At 69.4% G+C, this 18,006-nt stretch carries 16 protein-coding genes; 10 read left to right on the forward strand and 6 right to left on the reverse strand.

Annotated elements, in window-relative coordinates; all coding sequences use genetic code 11:
• The first annotated feature begins 170 nt into the window (after positions 1-170).
• Entirely contained in the window at positions 171-1,535 is a 1,365-nt protein-coding gene (locus AOM45_RS35410; protein WP_030468488.1) for an alpha-amylase, read from the forward strand.
• Positions 1,536-1,634: 99 nt separating this feature from the next.
• Here the strand turns inward: AOM45_RS35410 and AOM45_RS35415 are convergent, their stop codons facing one another.
• Positions 1,635-2,666: a LacI family DNA-binding transcriptional regulator gene (locus tag AOM45_RS35415; RefSeq protein ID WP_030468489.1), complete on the reverse strand. Its 1,032-nt coding sequence runs from the start codon at positions 2,664-2,666 to the stop codon at positions 1,635-1,637.
• Positions 2,667-2,902: 236 nt separating this feature from the next.
• Here AOM45_RS35415 and AOM45_RS35420 point away from each other — a divergent pair, with 236 nt between their 5' ends.
• The 4 genes from AOM45_RS35420 to AOM45_RS35435 are packed head-to-tail and all read left to right on the forward strand — an operon-like array spanning position 2,903 to position 7,353.
• Positions 2,903-4,159, forward strand: a complete 1,257-nt coding sequence (locus AOM45_RS35420; RefSeq protein ID WP_030468490.1) for an ABC transporter substrate-binding protein — start codon at positions 2,903-2,905, stop codon at positions 4,157-4,159.
• Positions 4,160-4,168: 9 nt separating this feature from the next.
• The gene (locus tag AOM45_RS35425) at positions 4,169-5,089 is read left to right on the forward strand and encodes a carbohydrate ABC transporter permease (RefSeq protein WP_030468491.1); all 921 of its coding nucleotides are present in this window, start codon (positions 4,169-4,171) and stop codon (positions 5,087-5,089) included.
• Between the two features lie 7 nt (positions 5,090-5,096).
• Positions 5,097-5,984 (forward strand): carbohydrate ABC transporter permease, encoded by an 888-nt coding sequence (locus AOM45_RS35430; RefSeq protein WP_030468492.1) that lies wholly within the window; start codon positions 5,097-5,099, stop codon positions 5,982-5,984.
• A gap of 19 nt (positions 5,985-6,003) precedes the next feature.
• A complete protein-coding gene (locus AOM45_RS35435; RefSeq protein ID WP_030468493.1) occupies positions 6,004-7,353 on the forward strand; it encodes a GH1 family beta-glucosidase in 1,350 nt (449 codons plus the stop codon).
• Here the strand turns inward: AOM45_RS35435 and AOM45_RS35440 are convergent.
• Genes AOM45_RS35440 through AOM45_RS35450 form a run of 3 tightly spaced genes read right to left on the reverse strand, consistent with a single transcriptional unit; the run spans position 7,331 to position 10,017 of the window.
• Positions 7,331-8,296 (reverse strand): SDR family NAD(P)-dependent oxidoreductase, encoded by a 966-nt coding sequence (locus tag AOM45_RS35440; protein WP_030468494.1) that lies wholly within the window; start codon positions 8,294-8,296, stop codon positions 7,331-7,333. The genes AOM45_RS35435 and AOM45_RS35440 overlap by 23 nt on opposite strands.
• 3 nt (positions 8,297-8,299) lie before the next feature.
• Positions 8,300-9,013: an ABC transporter ATP-binding protein gene (locus AOM45_RS35445; RefSeq protein WP_051783701.1), complete on the reverse strand. Its 714-nt coding sequence runs from the start codon at positions 9,011-9,013 to the stop codon at positions 8,300-8,302.
• Entirely contained in the window at positions 9,010-10,017 is a 1,008-nt protein-coding gene (locus AOM45_RS35450) for an ABC transporter permease (protein WP_030468496.1), read from the reverse strand. The genes AOM45_RS35445 and AOM45_RS35450 overlap by 4 nt, the downstream gene beginning before the upstream one ends.
• A 137-nt stretch (positions 10,018-10,154) precedes the next feature.
• Here AOM45_RS35450 and AOM45_RS35455 point away from each other — a divergent pair, with 137 nt between their 5' ends.
• From AOM45_RS35455 to AOM45_RS35465, 3 genes are all read left to right on the forward strand, one after another.
• Complete coding sequence (locus AOM45_RS35455; RefSeq protein ID WP_030468497.1) at positions 10,155-11,306, forward strand: sensor histidine kinase; 1,152 nt, start codon at positions 10,155-10,157, stop codon at positions 11,304-11,306.
• Positions 11,303-11,926 carry a response regulator gene (locus tag AOM45_RS35460; RefSeq protein WP_030468498.1) on the forward strand — a complete coding sequence of 208 codons (624 nt, stop codon included), beginning with the start codon at positions 11,303-11,305 and terminating at the stop codon, positions 11,924-11,926. Before AOM45_RS35455 ends, AOM45_RS35460 begins: the two co-directional genes overlap by 4 nt.
• A 183-nt stretch (positions 11,927-12,109) precedes the next feature.
• Positions 12,110-13,048 (forward strand): DUF1883 domain-containing protein, encoded by a 939-nt coding sequence (locus AOM45_RS35465; protein WP_059362858.1) that lies wholly within the window; start codon positions 12,110-12,112, stop codon positions 13,046-13,048.
• 13 nt (positions 13,049-13,061) lie between these two features.
• Here the strand turns inward: AOM45_RS35465 and AOM45_RS35470 are convergent, their stop codons facing one another.
• Both AOM45_RS35470 and AOM45_RS35475 read right to left on the reverse strand, forming a co-directional pair.
• Positions 13,062-14,282, reverse strand: coding sequence for an extracellular catalytic domain type 2 short-chain-length polyhydroxyalkanoate depolymerase (locus tag AOM45_RS35470; protein WP_030468500.1), 1,221 nt, complete (start codon positions 14,280-14,282; stop codon positions 13,062-13,064).
• Between the two features lie 109 nt (positions 14,283-14,391).
• A complete protein-coding gene (locus tag AOM45_RS35475) occupies positions 14,392-14,865 on the reverse strand; it encodes a DoxX family protein (RefSeq protein WP_030468501.1) in 474 nt (157 codons plus the stop codon).
• Between the two features lie 74 nt (positions 14,866-14,939).
• Between AOM45_RS35475 and AOM45_RS35480 the strand changes: the two genes are divergently transcribed.
• Both AOM45_RS35480 and AOM45_RS35485 read left to right on the forward strand, forming a co-directional pair.
• Entirely contained in the window at positions 14,940-15,509 is a 570-nt protein-coding gene (locus AOM45_RS35480; RefSeq protein ID WP_030468502.1) for a TetR/AcrR family transcriptional regulator, read from the forward strand.
• Between the two features lie 188 nt (positions 15,510-15,697).
• Positions 15,698-18,004, forward strand: a complete 2,307-nt coding sequence (locus AOM45_RS35485; RefSeq protein ID WP_156093896.1) for an ATP-binding protein — start codon at positions 15,698-15,700, stop codon at positions 18,002-18,004.
• Positions 18,005-18,006 lie beyond the last annotated feature (2 nt).

Here is an 18,006-nt window from a genome sequence, read left to right on the forward strand (position 1 = left end):
CACGACCGTATGGGTGCCGCGGCAGGTCTGCACAACGGCGCGAAAAGGACCACAGAGGACTGAGCCGTACGCTCCACGGACGAATTCGGCGCGAAACTTCTTGCAACGCTTCCCGCTACAACCCGCCGACTGGTACGACCGGGTGAACAACCCTGCAGCAAGGAGACAACGTGGTTTCCTCGGCTCTTCGCGTCCTGCTCCTGTCCGTGCTGGTCGCCGCCGTGTGCACACCCGTGCAAAGTTTTGCGGCGCCACCGGGCAACAAGGACGTCACCGTCACCCTGTTCCAGTGGCCGTTCGCCCGTGTGGCCTCGGAGTGCACCAGCGTGCTGGGCCCCAAGGGCTACGGCTACGTGGAGGTCTCGCCGGCCACCGAGCACGTCCAGGGTCCCCAGTGGTGGACCTCCTACCAACCGGTCAGCTACCGCGTCGCCGGCCGCCTCGGCGACGAGACCGCCTTCCGCAACATGATCACCACCTGCCACGACGCGGGCGTCAAGGTGATCGCCGACGCCGTGATCAACCACATGAGCGCGGGAGCGGGCACCGGCACCGGCGGCTCCGGCTACTCCAAGTACAACTACCCCGGCCTGTACAGCGACTGGGACTTCCACTCGTGCCGCACGGCGATCAGCAACTACCAGGACCGCTCCAACGTCCAGAACTGCGAGCTCGTCAACCTGTCCGATCTGGACACCGGCAGCGACTACGTGCGCGGCGCCATCGCCGGGTACCTCAACCGCCTCATCGGCATGGGCGTGGACGGGTTCCGGATCGACGCCGCCAAGCACATCGCCGCCGCCGACATGTCGGCGATCAAGGCCAAGCTGAGCAACCCGAACGTCTTCTGGGTGCACGAGGTCATCTACGGCGCGGGTGAGGCAGTGCAGCCCGGCGAGTACACCGGTTCCGGCGACGTGGACGAGTTCCGTTACGCCTACGACCTCAAGCGGATCTTCCAGAACGAGAACCTCGCATACCTGCGCACGTTCGGCCAGTCCTGGGGCTTCCTGCCGAGCAACCAGGCCAGGCCGTTCGTGGACAACTGGGACACCGAGCGCAACGGCTCGACGTTGTCGTACAAGGACAACTCGACCTACACGCTCGCTAACGTGTTCATGCTCGCCTGGAACTACGGCGCGCCGCAGGTGTACTCGGGCTACGAGTTCAATGACAAGGACGCTGGCCCGCCCGGCAACTCCGTCTGCTTCAGCGGCTGGAAGTGCCAGCACCTGTGGACGCAGATCGCGAACATGGTCGCGTTCCGCAACACCGTCGCCGGCACGGACGTGAACAACTGGTGGGACAACGGCTACGACGCCATCGCGTTCGGCCGCGGCAGCAAGGGTTTCGTCGCGATCAACCGCGAGACGTTCGCGATCGCGCAGACATTCCAGACCGCGCTGCCCGCAGGAACCTATTGCAACGTCCAGGAGAACGGCTGTGTCCGGGTGACCGTGGATTCCTCCGGCAGGTTCACCGCGATGCTCGGCGCAGGCACAGCGCTCGCACTGCACGTGAACGCGCGAGGCTGACCAGGTCGGGCCCGCTCGCCGGGGCGGGCCCGGCTCAGGCGCCGCACATCAACGCGCCAGGCCGAGCACGACGGACCCGCCCATCGCGGCGGGCCCGGCTCAGGCGCCGCAGGACTGCCGGACGACCAGTCTCGTCGGCAGCACCACCGGTTCCTCCTGCCCCGCCCCCGTGATCATGGCCATGATCGCCTTGGCCGCGGCCACCCCGAACCCCGGCTTGTCCTGCGCCACCGTGGTCAGCGCGGGATCGACCACGGCCGCGATCTCGATGTCGTCGAACCCGACGATCGCCAGGTCCTGCGGCACGCGCACCCCCGCGGCGCGGGCCGCGAGCAGGGCACCGACGGCCATCTCGTCGCTGGCCGCGAACACCGCGGTGGGCGGTTCGTCCAGCGCGAGAAGTCGTTGCGCGGCAGCGGTTCCGCTGGGCCGGTAGAAGTCACCGGCGACGACGTACTCGTCGCGCATCTCCAGACCCGCCTCCAGCATCCCCTTGCGGTAGCCTGAAACGCGGGCTGCGGAGGGCTGGTTGCCCGGCGGTCCGGTGATCGTGGCGATCCGGGTGTGGCCGAGGCCGGCGAGGTGGCGCACCGCCGACTGGGCGCCGCCCGCGTTGTCCGAGGTGACGTACGTGGCGCGCGGGCCGTCGACGGCGACGTCCAGCGCCACGCACGGAACTCCTGACTGGGCAAAGGCTTCGAAGGCCTCCGCGTCGGAACCGCTGTCGATCAGAACCAGGCCGCCGAGGTGGTGGCGGCGGGTCATGTTCACGTAGGCGACCGGATCCGCCAACGACGCGCCGACCTCGCGGGCGTCACCGCTCGTCGCCAGCATCAGCAGGTGGTAGCCGTGCGCGCTGAGGGCGGACTTCAGGCCGATCAGCAGGTCCTGGAGGTACGGGTGCCGCCAGCCGGGCCTGCGGTGGTCGGTGTCCCAGACCAGTCCGATCATCGTGGACTGCTTGGTCGACAACGCCCGCGCCGACTCGTTGGGCTGGTAGCCCAGCTCGTTCGCGACCCGCAGCACACGGTCGCGCGTCTCCTCGTTCACCGTTTCCGGCTGGTTGAAGACGCGCGACACCGTCGCCACGGACACGCCGCAGAGCTGGGCGATCTCTCGCCCGGTCGCCATTCGGCCTCCGTTTCACCGTAAGCGGTTACATAGACCCTACGAGCAGCACTTCTGCTAGTCAAACGGGTGCGCGAGTTGATCTGTTTATCGTTTTGTTACTTGACGGCAACCGTGTGATCCCGTTGTCATTGGCGCCACACCTTCCGGCCCGTCGTTCGTCACGGCGCCGGTTCACCCGCCCTCGAAGACCAAGTTCTTCTGCTTCAGCGCGCCCAAAAAACGACGGAGGCACTCGAATGCGCCCCAAAGCACTCGCCATCGGCTGCGCGGCCCTGGCGACCGCCGTGGTGCTCAGCGGTTGCGGCAGCGACACCGCGTCCGGTGGCAAGACCAAGCTGACCATCGGGTTGTTCGGCAACTTCGGTTACGCCGAGCTGCTCAAGGAGTACGCGAGCACGCACCCGGACGTCGAGATCACCGACCGCACCGCCTCCTACTCCGACCACCACAAGAACCTCGCCGCGCATCTCGCCACGAACAACGGCGCGGCGGACATCGAGGCGGTCGACACGGGTTACGTCAACCAGTTCAAGGCCACGCCGGACAAGTTCGTGGACCTCAACACCAAGGGCGGTGACCAGCTCAAGGACCGCTGGCTGCCGTGGAAGTGGGAGGGGTCGCTGTCCAAGGACGGCAAGCAGATCGGCTACGGCACCGACATCGGCGGCCTCGCCATCTGCTACCGCCGCGACCTGCTGCAGAACGCCGGACTGCCCGCCGACCGCGACCAGGTCGCGGCGTTGTGGCCGACCTGGCAGGACTTCATGGCCGCGGGCAAGAGGTTCCAGGAGAAGGCACCCGACGGCGTGAAGTGGTTCGACGGCGGACCGACCGTGCTCAACGCGATCGTCGGCCAGGCGCCGGTCGGGTACTACGACAAGTCCGACAAGATCGTCGTGGGCGAGAACAAGGACGTCAAGGCGGGGTGGGACCTCGTCGTGGGCGGCGTCCAGTCAGGACTGTCGGCGAAGCTGCTGTACTCCACGCCGGTCTGGAACACCGGGTTCAAGCAGGGCCAGTTCGCGACCGTGACGTGCCCGGCGTGGCAGATGGCCAAGATCAAGGATCAGGCCGGTCCCGACGCCGCGGGCAAGTGGGACGTCACGTCCGTGCCCGGCGGTGGCGGCAACTGGGGCGGCTCGTACCTCACGGTTCCCAAGCAGGGCAAGAACGTCGACAAGGCCGTGGAGCTCGCCGCGTGGCTGACCGCGCCCGAGCAGCAGGCCAAGGTGTTCAAGAGCTCCGGGCTGCTGCCGTCGATCCCGAAGCTCTACGACGACCCGTCGATCGTCGACTACAAGAACCCGTACTTCAACGACGCGCCGATCGGCAAGCTGTTCACCGACGCCGCCAAGAAGCTGAACCCGCAGTACCAGGGCCCGAAGGCCGGCGACATCCAGACCGCCATCGGCAACGCGATGCAACGCGTCGAGCAGGGCAAGCAGAACGGCGAGGACTCGTGGCGCCAGTTCGTCGGCGACGTCCAGAAGTGACGACCTGACATGGCTCTGATCGACAAGGCGGCCAGAAGGCACCGCTGGGACACGAAGTTCGCGCCGTACGGGTACGTGACGCCGTACTTCCTGATCTTCGGTGTCTTCGGGCTGTTCCCCTTGCTGTACACCATCTGGGTCTCGCTGCAGCACCGCAACCTGCTCGACGAGGGCGGCGCGTACGTCGTCTGGTTCGCCAACTACGCGAAGCTGCTCGCGGACCCGTACTTCTGGAACGCCATGGGCAACACGCTGAGCCTGTGGCTGCTGACGACGGTGCCGCAGATCCTGTTCGCGCTCGGCATCGCGGCCCTGCTCAACCGCAAGGTCAGGACGCGCACGCTGTTCCGGATGGGCGTGATCCTGCCGAACATCACCTCGGTGGCCGCGGTGACGATCATCTTCGCCCAGCTGTTCGGTCGCGACTTCGGTCTGGTCAACTGGGTGCTGGACCTGTTCGGCGCCGGGCAGATCGACTGGCAGGCGGGCACCGCCACGTCCCACATCGCCATCGCCGTGATGGTGGTGTGGCGCTGGACCGGCTACCACGCGCTGATCTTCCTGGCCTCCATGCAGGCGATCTCGCCCAGTCTGTACGAGGCGGCCACGCTGGACGGCGCGAGCGGCTGGCAGCAGTTCTGGCGGATCACGGTGCCGTTGCTGCGGCCGCAGATCATCTTCACGACGATCATCGCGACCACCGGCAACATGCGCCTGCTCGCCGAACCGCTGCTGTTCAACCCCGGCGCGGCGGCCGCGACGGGCGGCTCGGACCGGCAGTTCCAGACCGCCGCGCTGTACCTGTACGAGCAGGGCTTCACCAACTACGACTTCGGCTACAGCTCGGCGATCGCGGTCGTGCTGGCGATCGCCACGATCATCGTCGCCGGTCTCGGTTACCTGGTGACCAAACGGATCCAGACGGAGTGAGGACCCCATGACCGCTGTGCTGGACCGTCCGGCGCCGGTGCGACCCACCGGCCCGGCGCTGCGGGCGCGCAGGCTCGCCAGGCGCGTCGCCGGGCCGTGGACGTACGCCGCCCTGATCGCCGTGCTCGCCGGGTCCGCCTTCCCCGTGTACTGGTCGTTCGTGGTGTCCTCGCAGACACCGGACGCGATCGACAGCGTGCCGCCGGTCCTGGTGCCCGGCGGCCACCTCTTCGCCAACATCGCCCGCGTCTTCGACACCACCGACTTCGCGCTGGCGCTGATGAACTCGATCGTGGTGGCGGGCACGGTCACCGTGTCGGTGGTGTTCTTCTCCACCCTCGCGGGGTTCGCGTTCGCCAAGCTGAAGTTCCGCGGCCGCAACGTCCTGCTGCTGCTGATCATCGGCACGCAGGCGATCCCGACCGAGCTCGGCATCATCCCGCTCTACATGATGATGAGCGAGTTCGGCTGGGCCGGGCAGATCCACGCCGTGATCGTGCCGGGGCTGGTGACCGCGTTCGGCGTGTTCTTCATGCGGCAGTACTTCGAGCGGGCGATCCCGGACGAGCTGCTCGAGGCGGGCCGGATGGACGGGTGCCACTCCCTGCGGCTGTTCTGGCACGTCGCGCTACCCGCGGCACGACCGGCGGCGGCAGTGCTCGGGCTGTTCACGTTCATGCAGGCCTGGAACGACTTCTTCTGGCCGCTCGTCGTGCTCGTGCCGGAGAACCCGACGGTGCAGACGGCTCTGTCCACTTTGGCCTCCGGCTACACGACCGACTACACGCTCGTGCTGACCGCGGCGACGATCGGCACCGTGCCGGTGCTGGCCGTGTTCCTGTTGTTCGGCCGCCAGATCGTCGGCGGCATCATGTCGGGCGCCGTCAAGGGCTGACCTCGCAGAGGAGAACGTTGTGAGCTTTCCGGCCGGCTTCCGCTGGGGTGTGGCGACCTCGGCCTACCAGATCGAAGGGGCGGCCCGAACCGATGGCAGGGGACCGTCCACCTGGGACACGTTCGCGACCGTGCCCGGCGCGGTCGCGAACGGCGACACCGGTGACGTGGCGGCGGACCACTACCACCGCTGGGCCGAGGACGTGCGCCTGCTCGTCGACCTCGGCGTCGACGCCTACCGGTTCTCGCTGTCGTGGTCGAGGATCCTGCCGGACGGCCGCGGCCGGGTCGAGCAGCGCGGCCTCGACTTCTACCGGCGGCTCGTCGAGGCGTTGCTGGGCAAGGGGATCGAGCCGTTCATCACGCTGTACCACTGGGATCTGCCGCAGGCGCTGGAGGACGAGGGCGGCTGGCGCGCCCGCGACACCGCCCACCGGTTCGCCGACTACGCCGCCCTCGTGCACGAGTCCCTCGGTGACGTCGTGCGGAACTGGACCACGCTGAACGAGCCGTACTGCTCCTCGATCGTCGGCTACGGCGAAGGACGCCACGCCCCCGGCGCACGCGAGGGCCACGGCGCGCTGGCCGCGGCGCACCACCTGCTGCTCGGCCACGGCCTGGCCGTGCGGGCGATGCGGGCGAACGCGTTGGCCGAGCAGGAGTTCGGCATCGTGCTCAACCAGTCCCCCACCGTGCCGGTGACGGACTCCCCCGCCGACGTGGCCGCGGCGAGCCGTCAGGACTGCCTGTTGCGCAGGCAGTTCACCGACCCGTTGTTCGGCGCGGCGTACCCCGACGAGCTGACGTCGATGTTCGGTGACATCACCGACTTCTCGTTCCGGCACGACGGGGACCTGGCGGTCATCGGCGAACCGCTGGACTACGTGGGCCTCAACTACTACTACCGCCTGCACGTCGCCGACGCGCCGCACCGCGAGCCGGACCCGGCCAAGCGCACCGCCCACGACATCGGCGTCGACACGACCCGGTTGCCCGACGTCCCCCGCACCGGCATGGGCTGGCCGGTGGAACCCGCCGGTCTCACCACCGCGCTGACGGACCTGAAGGCACGCCACCCGGACCTGCCGCCCGTGTACGTCACGGAGAACGGCTGCGTCTACCCGGACGTGGAAGGGTTCGAGGACGCCGAACGCATCTCGTACCTGCGCGACCACATCGGCGCCGCGGCCGCGGCCACCGGTGTGGATCTCCGCGGGTACTTCTGCTGGTCGCTGCTCGACAACTTCGAGTGGGCGCACGGGTACAAGCACCGGTTCGGCCTGGTCCACGTCGACTACGAGACCCAGCAGCGCACGCCGCGGGCGAGCTTCCACTGGTACCGCTCGTTCATCTCGCAGGCACGCCGGTGATGTTCGCGCAGCAGGCCCAGAACGCGCTGACGTCACCGCGTTTTCCGGTGACGGGCAGGTAGTGGACCGGCCGCTCCCGCCGGTCGTGCCAGAAGCGGCCGGTGGGAGGAGCGGGGCTGGTCGCGGACAGCCACACGACGGTGTCCGCGCCCTCCTCCGCAGTGCGCAGCAGCAACCTGGCCAGCCGGTGGAACCCCGGCAACGACCCGGCCACGCCCGGTGTGTCGGCCCAGCCGGGGTGCATCCCGTGCACGCCCACGCCTTCTGACGCGTACCGGTCCGCCAGCAGAGGCACGAGCGCGACCTGCATGCGTTTGGTGCGGGCGTACGCGGTCGCGCCGCGGTACTCGCCCTCGCGGTACTCCGGATCGTCCGAGCGCAACCGCTGGGTGTACATGCCGCCGGAGGACACCAGCACCACCCTGGGGTCCGGCGACGCGGCCAGCAGCGAGCGCAGCAGGTCCGTCATCAGCAACGGCCCGAGCACGTGCGTGGCGAACGTCAGCTCGTGTCCCTCCGCACTCGTCGTGCGCTGCGGTGGCATGGTGCCGGCGTTGTGCACCAGGACGTCAAGGCGCTCGAACTCCTCCAGCATCCCGCTGGCGAAGCGGCGCACCGACGCCAGGCTCGAGACGTCGCAGTGGCGGACGTGGACGACGGCGCCGGGCACCGCGGCGATGATCTCGTCCCGGGCGGACTGCCCCTTGGCCTCGTCGCGCACCGCCAGCACGACGGCGGCACCGAGCCGGGCGAGGCCCAGCGCGGTGGCCTTGCCGAGCCCGGAACCGGCCCCGGTCACGACGGCGAGCCCGCCGCGCAGGGCACCGGGCTCGGGGTCGTCGGCGGGCCAGGTCCGCCGGCGCAGCCGGAAGCCCCACTTCGAGTAGCCGGGAACCACCAGCCGGTCCATCACGACGTCGAGCGCGGCGAACAGTCCGCTCACGGATCACTCCTCTGCTCCTCCCCTGGGGTTCGGTTCGAGGACGGGATCCGGTTCGTGCAGACGGCCGTCGCGAATCGTGACGACGTCGTCCACCGCCGTGAGGTGACTCCGGTCGTGCGTGACCAGCACGGTCGCGGTCGCCTGCTGGTGCGTCAGCCTCGTGATCAGGCCGACCACCGCGGCGCCGCGGTCGTGGTCCAGTGCGCTCGTGGGTTCGTCGACGAGCAGCACGGTGGGGTCGTTCATCAGGGCGCGGGCGATGTTGACGCGCTGCCGTTGACCACCGGAGAGCTGGTGCGGGCGGCGTCGGGCGTGATCGGCCAGGCCGACCGCGTCGAGCAGTTCCAGGGCCTTGCGGCGGGCGTCCGCGGGCTTGCGGCCGGTGACGTGTGCCATGACCTGGAGCTGTTCGGCGGCGGTGAGCGCGGGCAGCAGGTTGGGCTGCTGGAAGACGATGCCGATGCGGTGGCGGCGCAGTTCGGCGAGCCGGCCGCGGGACAGACCGGAGGCGGGAGTGCCGTCGATCGTGACGGTGCCCGAGTCGGGGGCGACGAGGGTGGCGGCGACGGCGAGGAGGCTGGACTTGCCCGAACCCGACGGGCCGATCACCGCCGTCGTGGTGCCCCTGGGCACGTCGAGCGTGACGTGGTCGAGCGCGGTCAGCCTGCTGTCGCCGTCGGGGTAGGTGAGGGTGACGTCGGTCAGGGTCAGGCTCATCGGGCACTCCCCAGTGCGGTCAGCGGGTCGACGGTGACGATGCGGCGGACGGCCAGCGCCGCACCGACCGCACCGAGCAGGATCGTGGTGGCGGCGGGGACGAGAACCGTCGCGGGGTCGAGCAGGAACGGCACGGTGCCGCGGACGAGCAAGCCGACGGCGGCGGCGAGCGCGGTGCCGATCAGGGTTCCCGTCGTGAGCAGCACGAGCGCCTGGCCCAGTGCGTCGCGCAGCAGCGTGGCCGTGGACGCGCCGAGGGCCTTCAGGACGGCGATGTCGCCGCTGCGCTGGATCGTCCAGACGGTGAAGAACGCACCGATGACGAGGGCGGAGATGACGAACAGGAAGCCGCGCATGAGTTGCAGCGAGCCGTTCTCCGAGCGGTAGGAGCCGATGGCGTCGAGCGAACCGTCCTTCGTGGTCGTCCGGGTGCCGGGCACGTCCACGACGTCGCCTGTGGTCCTGAGCGCGATGACGGTCGCGGTCGTGCGGTCGCCCAGACTCGTCCAGACGACGGGGGTGTGGCTGAACCAGGCGTCGCCGCGCACGGCCGCGACGGTCAGGTCCCGTCCGGCGAGGGTGACGGTGTCGCCGGTCCGGACGCCGAGCTCTTCGGCAGCGGGAACGGACATCGTGACCGACCCGTCGCCGACCTCCGGGACCAGGGCCGGGGAGACCGCGAAGATCGAGACCGCCGCGCTGCGGGAGCCCGCGGTGGCCTTCGTCGTGCTGATGGCCACCGGCTCGGCGAGTGACACACCCGGTGTGGCGGCCCAGCGGCGCCACTGCTCCTGCGTGACGGTGGAGTCCGAATAGGACAAGTGTTGATCGGAGAAGGCGATCCGGTCGACGGGCAGGTCGGTGATCGCGGACACGTTCTGCCTGCCGAGGCCCGCGGTCAGGCCGGACAGCAGGCCGACCAGCAGGGTGATCAGCACGATCACGACACCCATCAGGGCGAAGCGGCCCTTGGCGAACCTGAGGTCTCTCAGGGCAACGAACACGGTGTTGAGCCTTTCGTGGAGGGATGCGTCCACTGTGGTCCGCTCGCCGCCCCGTCCGCTTCTGGCGCAGGAGGAGGAAGAAGTTGTCACTTTCGACAGAGGCCGAACTGCGGCCAGGTGCCTAAGCTGGGTGAACTGTGGACGAGACCGCTGCCCTCACCCCGACCAGCCGCGTGCTGACCTGGTGCCTGCACCTGCTGGTCGCGGGCCTGCTCACCCTCACGGCGTTCCGCGGCACGCCACCGGTCGTCGCGGTCGCCGTCGCGCTGGGCGTGGTCTACGCGGCCGGCCCGCTCCTGCCACAGGTGCGCACGTCCCGCCGGGCCGCCGCGGTGTGGTCGGCAGCCGTGGGCCTCACGTGGGTGGCGTTGCTCGTGCTGTCCGCCGACGCGGTGTGGCTCGCCTTCCCGTTGTACTTCCTCCAGCTCCACCTGCTGCCGCGCCGCGCGGGCCTGGGAGCGGTGGTCGTCACGGCGGCGACCGCGATCACCGGTTTCGCCGCGCACACCGGCACGTTCACCCCGGCCGTCGCGATAGGTCCCGCCCTGGGCGCCGCGGTGGCCGTTGCCGTGGTGTGGGGCTACCAGGCCCTCTACCGCGAGAGCGAGCGCCGCCGCGTGCTCATCGACGAGCTCACCGCCACCCGCGCCGACCTGGCCCAGGCCCAGCACAGCGCCGGTGTCCTGGCCGAACGCGAACGGCTGGCGAGCGAGATCCACGACACCCTCGCCCAGGGCCTGACCAGCATCCAGCTCCTCCTGCGCGCCGCGGAACGCGCCCTGCCCGCCCACCCGGAGAAGGCCGCCGGCTACGTGGACCAGGCCAGGCGGTCGGCGGTGGACAACCTCGCGGAGGCACGGCGTTTCGTGGCCGCCCTGAGCCCGCCCGCGCTGGCGGCGGCACCGCTGTCCGACGCCCTGGAACGCCTGTGCGCCACCACGTCCGCCCAACACCCGGTGATCGTCCGCTTCCACCTCACCGGAGATCCCGTGCCGCTGCCCACCGCCCACAAGGTGGCGCTGTTGCGCATCGCCCAGTCGGCGCTGGCCAACACCGTCCAGCACGCCGGCGCCGGCACCGCCGACGTCACCCTGAGCTACCTGGGCGACCAGGTGGCCGTGGACGTGACCGACGACGGAACCGGCTTCGACCGCGCCGACGAAGGCTTCGGCCTGCCCGCCATGCGCGCCCGCGCCCACTCCCTCGGCGGCACGTTCGCCGTGGAAAGCACTCCGGGACACGGCACGGCACTGGCCGCCCGCCTGCCCCTGACCGAGGACGCGCGGTGATCCGGCTCCTGCTCGCCGACGACCACCCGATCGTCCGCGCCGGCCTGCGCGCCGTCCTGGAAACGGAACCCGGACTGGTGGTCGTGGCCGAGGCGGAAACCGCGGAGGACGCCGTCACCCGCGCCGCGGAAGGCGACGTGGACGTGGTGCTCATGGACCTGCGCTTCAAGGGCGGCATGACCGGCGCCGAGGCCACCGCCGCCATCACGAGCCGCCCCGGCGCACCCAGAGTCGTGATCATCACGACCTACGACACCGACGCCGACACGGTGCCCGCCATCGAAGCGGGCGCCACCGGTTACCTGCTGAAGGACGCACCGCCGGAAGACCTGGCCGCCGCCGTCCGCACCGCCGCCGCGGGCCACACCGCCCTGGCGCCGGCGGTGGCCGACCGCCTGATGAACCGCCTGCGCACCCCCGGCACGGGCCTGACCCGCCGCGAGGCCGAAGTCCTCACGCTGGTCGCCGACGGCCTGTCGAACCAGGCCATCGGCGCCCGTCTGCACCTCACCGAGGGCACGGTGAAGTCCCACCTGGCCCGCATCTACACGAAGCTGGGCGTCGGTTCGCGCACGGCGGCCGTGGCCGCCGCGATCGACCTGGGGATCATCCGCAGGTGACGCCGTGCGGTTCGCTCATTTGCCACAACGCAGCTATTGAATTCCAAGAACCATCGGAATTTGCTTCTCGAAAGTAGCTCCAACGGGCCACGCGCGGACTTCTCGTCACGAGCGATGATGCGGAATCGCCTTGACCGGACGGAGCTGACCGTGTGGAGCTGGCTCGATTCGTTTTGGCCTTTGGTGGTAGCGCTGGAAACCTGGCTGCTGGTCCGGGTCTGGCGCCATCCGGATCTCCGGCTGCCGTTCGGCAGGGGAAAGCCCGCTTTCCGCGTGGGAGCGGCCGGAGCGCCGAGCGAGATCCAGTACTACGCGTTGAAGCACCAGCCGAGACGTGCCCGCGTCCGCGTGCGCCTGCACGACACCGCGGCGAACGTGAAGCTCATGGACGCCAGGAACTTCCGCCGTTACGAGAAGGGCGAGAAGCACCGCTACCTCGGCGGCTACTGCCGGAAGTCGCCGGTCTACCTGGACATCCCGTACGACGACCGGTGGTACGTCACCCTCCACCGGCAGGCCGACGGGCGCATCCCGAACTCGATCAAGGTGTACGGCCCCGACCTTCCACCGATGCCCGAGTTGCCGGCCATGACGCCGGAGTCGTCGCTGGTGCGGATCAAGGAGAACTTCGACCTGCTGACGACAGAACTGGAGAAGGAGGCGGAGCAGAAGGACGTGTTCGTGTCGTACGCGAGCGAGGACGGCCCGACCGTGGCCCACCCGCTCGCCAGGCTGCTCGTCAAGGCCGGGTTGTCCGTGTGGATCGACCAGTACGAGCTGAGGACGGGTGACCCGTTGCGACGCAAGATCGACAACGGCATCGCGAGCAGCAGGTTCGGCGTCGTGGTGCTGTCACCGGACTTCTTCCGCAAGGGCTGGCCACAGGCGGAGCTCGACGCCCTCCTCACGCGCGAGATCGACGACGACCGGCAGTGGGTTCTCCCGATCTGGCACCGCACCACCAAGGAGGAGGTCCGCAGGCACAGCCCGCTGCTGCTGGGACGGATCGCCCGCAGCACGAGCGACTACCTGATCGAGGACATCGCGGAGGAGATCGCCGGGATCGTGCTCGGTGCCGGCACGAGCGAGGACGAGCTGCCGGTGGCCGGCAGCCCAGGCTAGAGACGCCGCCGGGTCAGCACTTCACCCAGTAGTTCGGCGAGGTCTGGCGGATGCTGCTGGTGGTGTAGGTGTTCCACAGGCCGAGCAGCTGGCCGGAGCCCACCGCGTACGTCTGTCCATAGAGGACGTATGCACGACCGGCGGTGGTGTGCGCGTAGTTGCTCGCGGTCACGCAGTCCGGCACCGGCGCGGTCGTGGTCGTGGTCGTGGTCGTCGTGGGCGGCGCACCACCACCTGACAGCGCCTTGACCATGTTCACCACGGCGACCATCTGCGGACCGGTCTTGAGCGCGTACTGGGCGGACTGGTACCCCCACCAGTCCCAGCAACCGCGCGGGTTCCCCGTCATCGTCGTCGCCTGCGGGTAGAGCACGATCATGTTGTTCGTGTCGGCGTACTCGTTGAGATGCCCCTTGTCCATCAACGCGTTCCCGACCAGGCCGTAGTACTGGTAGCAGCCGTGCAACGTGACCATCAGCTTGCACGGCCCGGTCTCGCACGTCCTCGGCACGTAAGCGAAACCGTCCCGCCCCATGCTGACCGGCGCCGGGTTGCCGCCGGGGACGTACCTGCCCTGGTCGAACTGGATCAGCTTGCCGGACAACGTGGACGCGGGCGCGTTCACCTGACCGAAGAGGTGCCCGAGCATCTCCCCGACGGGATCGGCCGTCCCGCAGTTGTTGACGTACGGCGAAGACGTGGAGCCGCAGCTGTTCGGGCCGATCGGGCTGACCCAGGCGTGCCCGGCCGCGGTGGTGTTGTTGTAGACCACCCGAGCACCGAAGTCGCGGTAGTAGGTGGCCAGGTCGTCGTTGACCGCCCGGTCGACGGTCTGGTCGGCCGTGCCGTGGAACAGCCACACCGGATCACCGGAGAGGTTCTGCGGCGGGTCGACGGTGCCGGCCGTCGCACGGGTCCTGGTGAGCTGTTCCAGCTCGGCCGGCGTCTTGCGGGGCTGGAAGGTGTCCATGCACGCGAACTGGGCGGTGTTCACGCTGTTCTGCGCGCAGTCGTAGGCGCCCGCCGAGAAGATGCCCGCACCCTGGAAGACGCTCGAGTACGCGACGTGGAGCTGGTTGGCCAGGAATCCGCCGGACGACAGGCCGCTCACGTAGGTGCCGGTGATGTCGTACCCGCCGAGGGTGCCTGGTTGCGGCGCCGGGACCGCCGCGATCGACGCCACGGCCAGACCCGTCGCCGCAACCAGCCCCAGGAACGCGTTCCTCGATCGCATGTCTCGCCTCCGTCATTGCAGGCAAAAACCGTGCGCTGATGCTAAAAGCGTCGAAATGTGGCGCACCACGTGTGCGGTCGACACCTCGCATCGATCGCAAATGTGGCGATCAGCTGTTCGCGCTGGCCAGAACTCGTGAGCGCGACCTGAGGTAGTACCTCGCGACGGTGATCGTGGCCGCCAGGAACACGATCTGCAGCAACGTCCGCGGCACCAGCTGGTCGTCCCACGGCACCGGGCCGTTCAGGGCCTTGTGGACGTTCGCCGGGAACATCGCGACGAGCATCGCCGTGAGCCCGAGAGCGGACCAGCCCGCGGTGCGCGACCAAAGCAACGCCGCGGCGCCCGCCAGTTCCAGCACACCGGTCACGGTGACCAGCAGGCCCGGCGCGGGCAGGAACGGCGGCACCATCGCGATCAGCTCCTCGCGCAGACCGATGAAGTGCGCACCTCCTGTCAGCACGAACATGACCGCGAGCCCGCCGCGCAACGCGACAGGCAACGACCTGAGCTGCCGGACGCCGAGCACCCCGGCGAGCAGCAGCACCGACGTGACGACGACCAAAGCGATGAACGGAGCCATTCCCCCACCCTCCAAACTTGTCAGTGACAAGATTGCGTCCCGGCGTGCATCTTGTCAACGGTAAGATTGGGTTCGTGCCTCCGTACCACCACGGCGACCTGCGCCGAGCCCTGCTGTCGTCCGCCGTCGACATGATCACCGAGCACGGACCGGCCGGGGTCAGCCTCCGCGAGCTGGCCCGCCGCGCCGGCGTCTCCAACGCGGGCCCGATGCACCACTTCAAGGACAAGGCGGGACTGCTCACCGCCCTCGCCGCCGAAGGGTTCACGCTCCTGGCCGAGACCCTGACGGCGACCCGCGAGCGCACGGACTCGTTCGTCGAACTGGGCGTGGCCTACGTGCGGTTCGCGGTGGAGAAGCGGGCGCACTTCGAGGTCATGTTCCGGCCGGACCTGCACCACCCGGACGATCCCGCCCTGACCGAAGCCCGCGAACTGGCAGGCGCCGCGCTCGCCGGTGGGGTCGAGGACGTCGGGGACCGGCACACCGGCCCGGACCGGCGGATCGCGGGCGTGGCGGCGTGGTCTCTCGTGCACGGGTTCGCGACGCTGTGGAACACCCGCAACCTCGACCCGGAACTGGGTGACGATCCCGAGGAACTCGCACGACGGGTCGCGGCGGTGTTGTTCGGGCAACGCGGCTGATCGGCCCACATTCCGGTGTGCACGGAATGAGCGGATTCCGTGCGCGCAGAAATACTTCATGATCCAGTTTCCGCGAATGGTGTTCTTTTTGCGACGAATGGTCGGCGGCGTTCAGCGGGACCGATCAGCTTCGCCGTATTTCCGCCGAACGACACCGTGTCTCAACAGGTGCTCACTACGGTGAGTTCGTGGGCAGTAGCAGGGTGAACGGCTCGGTGCAGGGCACCGTGGTCCAGGCGCACTCCATTACCGGTGACGTCCATCTTCACGGTGGCACCGGGCACAGAGTCACGCCCCGGCAACTACCTGCCGTCGCTTCACATCTCTTCACGGGCAGGCAACAGGAACTGCTGGCGCTCACCTCCGCACTGCACGGATCGCGAATAGCCGTGATCCGCGGAGTCGGCGGTGTCGGCAAAACGTGGCTGGCGCTGCAATGGGCGCACCGCAACGCCGAGCAGTTCCCCGACGGGCAGCTCTTCGTCAACCTCCGCGGCTTCTCCCCCGACGGCAGGCCCTCGGCGCCGGACACCGTGCTGCGGGGGTTCCTCAAAGCACTCCAGGTCTCGCCGTCCGCCATGCCGGACGACCTCGACGCGCAGGCGGGCCTGTACCGCAGCCTCGTGGCGGAACGGCGGATGCTCGTGGTCCTCGACAACGCGGCGAACGTCGCCCAGGTCAAGCCGCTGCTGCCGGGAGGGTCGAAGTGCACGGTCGTCGTGACGACCCGCCGCGATCTCGGCGGGCTCGTCACCGCCCACGGCGCCCGGTCCGTGCCGCTCGACGTGTTCGACGAGGTGTCCGCGTTGCAGCTGCTGGCCCGTCGTCTCGGGCCCGGACGCCTGATGGCCGAGCCCAGGGCGACGAAAGGGCTGCTGCGGTGCAGCGCGGGACTTCCGCTCGCGCTCGGCATCGTGGCCGCCCGCGCGTCCACCCACCCGTGCTTCCCGCTCGGCCTGCTGGCCGACGAACTGTGCGACACCACGACCCGGCTGGACGGCCTGGACGCCGGTGACACCGACTCCAGCCTGCGCGCCGTGCTCTCGTGGTCCCACGCGGGACTCTCCGACGACGCGGCGCACCTGTTCGGACTGCTCGGCGCGGTACCGGGGCCGGACATCGCGCTGACGTCCGCGTTCAACCTGGACACCCGTCCCGCGTCAGCGACCCGGATGCTGTTGCGCGAGCTGGAGGCGGCGCACCTGGTGCAGCAGCACGTGCCGGGGCGCTACCGGATGCACGACCTGGTCCGCCTCTACGCCAAGGAGCAGAGCGCGGCGCTCGACCGGGAGCCCGCCCTCACCCGGCTGTTCGAGCACTACGTCAACACCGCCGCGTGCGCGGTGCACGTCCACTACCCGCACGGCAGGCACAGCAGTCCACTCGGCGACACCCGGCCGGTGCCGGGCATCTCCGACCCGGACACCGCCACGGCGTGGATCGAGGCGGAACGGCTGAACCTGGTGGCAACGGCCAGGTTCGCCGCGGAAGTCGGCTGCCCGGTCCTGCCGAACCGGCTGTCGGTCACCCTGTGGGCGTACCTGCTCAACCACTCCCACCACCACGACGCGCTCGCCCTGCACACCTACGCGCTGCGGGCCAGCTGGAGGGCGGGCGACCGCGCGGGCGAGTGCCGGGCGTTCATCAACCTCGGGACCGTGTACGAGAGGTTGCGGCGCTACGCGGAAGCCGCTGACCACCTCGAAGAAGGGCTCGCGCTGAGCCGCGAGATCGGCGACCGCACCGAGGAGTGCCGTGCGTTGAGCAACCTCGGCATCGTGTGCTGGCTGACCGGCGACTACGCGGGTGCCGTCGAGCACCTGGAAGCCGCGCTCGCGTTGAGCAGGGAGCTCGAAGACCCGGACCTCGAGTCGTACGCGCTGTGCAAGCTGGGGTTCGTGTACCGCTCGCTCGACCGCCTCGACGACGCGGCGAGTCACCTGCGAGCCGCGCTGACCATGACGCGGCACCTCGGCGACCGGGTCGACGAGGCGTTCGCGTTGTGCGACCTCGGCGCCTGCTACGTGCTGATGGACCGGCCGGACGACGCGCTTCCGTTGCTGCAGCGGGCTTTGGAGCTGAGCCGCGAGATCGGCGAGCGCGCCGCGGAGGCGCTGACGCTCACGTTCCTCGGCGCCCTGCACCGCCGCACGGGCCACCACCGGGAGGCGGTGGAGGCGTTGAACACGGCCGCGGGCGTGAGCCGCCGGCTCGGCGACCGGTGCCTGGAAGCCAAGGCGTTCAACGAACTCGGCGAGGTCTACACGGCGATGGGCGATTCGGTGCGGGCGATCGGCTGCCACTGCTTCGCGATCGTGCACGCCATGTCGATCGGTGACGCCTACGAACTGGGCCGGGCGCACGACCGGCTCGCACGGGAACACCAGCGCTGCGGTGCGGTCAAGGACGCCGCCCACCACCGCGCCGAGGCCGCCAGGGCGTTCGGGTCGATGACTCTGCCCCTCGATTCCGCGAGAACCTCGGACGCCTCATGATC

Origin of the sequence: Lentzea aerocolonigenes (assembly GCF_000974445.1) — a bacterium.
In the GTDB taxonomy this organism is placed as follows: domain Bacteria; phylum Actinomycetota; class Actinomycetes; order Mycobacteriales; family Pseudonocardiaceae; genus Lentzea; species Lentzea aerocolonigenes.

What these genes read in the sequence shown, in the direction of transcription:
- AOM45_RS35415 (WP_030468489.1), bottom strand. Translation starts at nt 2,666, where the DNA reads ATGGCGACCGGGCGAGAGATCGCCCAGCTCTGCGGCGTGTCCGTGGCG.
- AOM45_RS35420 (WP_030468490.1), top strand. Translation starts at nt 2,903, where the DNA reads ATGCGCCCCAAAGCACTCGCCATCGGCTGCGCGGCCCTGGCGACCGCC.
- AOM45_RS35425 (WP_030468491.1), top strand. Translation starts at nt 4,169, where the DNA reads ATGGCTCTGATCGACAAGGCGGCCAGAAGGCACCGCTGGGACACGAAG.
- AOM45_RS35430 (WP_030468492.1), top strand. Translation starts at nt 5,097, where the DNA reads ATGACCGCTGTGCTGGACCGTCCGGCGCCGGTGCGACCCACCGGCCCG.
- AOM45_RS35445 (WP_051783701.1), bottom strand. Translation starts at nt 9,013, where the DNA reads ATGAGCCTGACCCTGACCGACGTCACCCTCACCTACCCCGACGGCGAC.
- AOM45_RS35470 (WP_030468500.1), bottom strand. Translation starts at nt 14,282, where the DNA reads ATGCGATCGAGGAACGCGTTCCTGGGGCTGGTTGCGGCGACGGGTCTG.
- AOM45_RS35475 (WP_030468501.1), bottom strand. Translation starts at nt 14,865, where the DNA reads ATGGCTCCGTTCATCGCTTTGGTCGTCGTCACGTCGGTGCTGCTGCTC.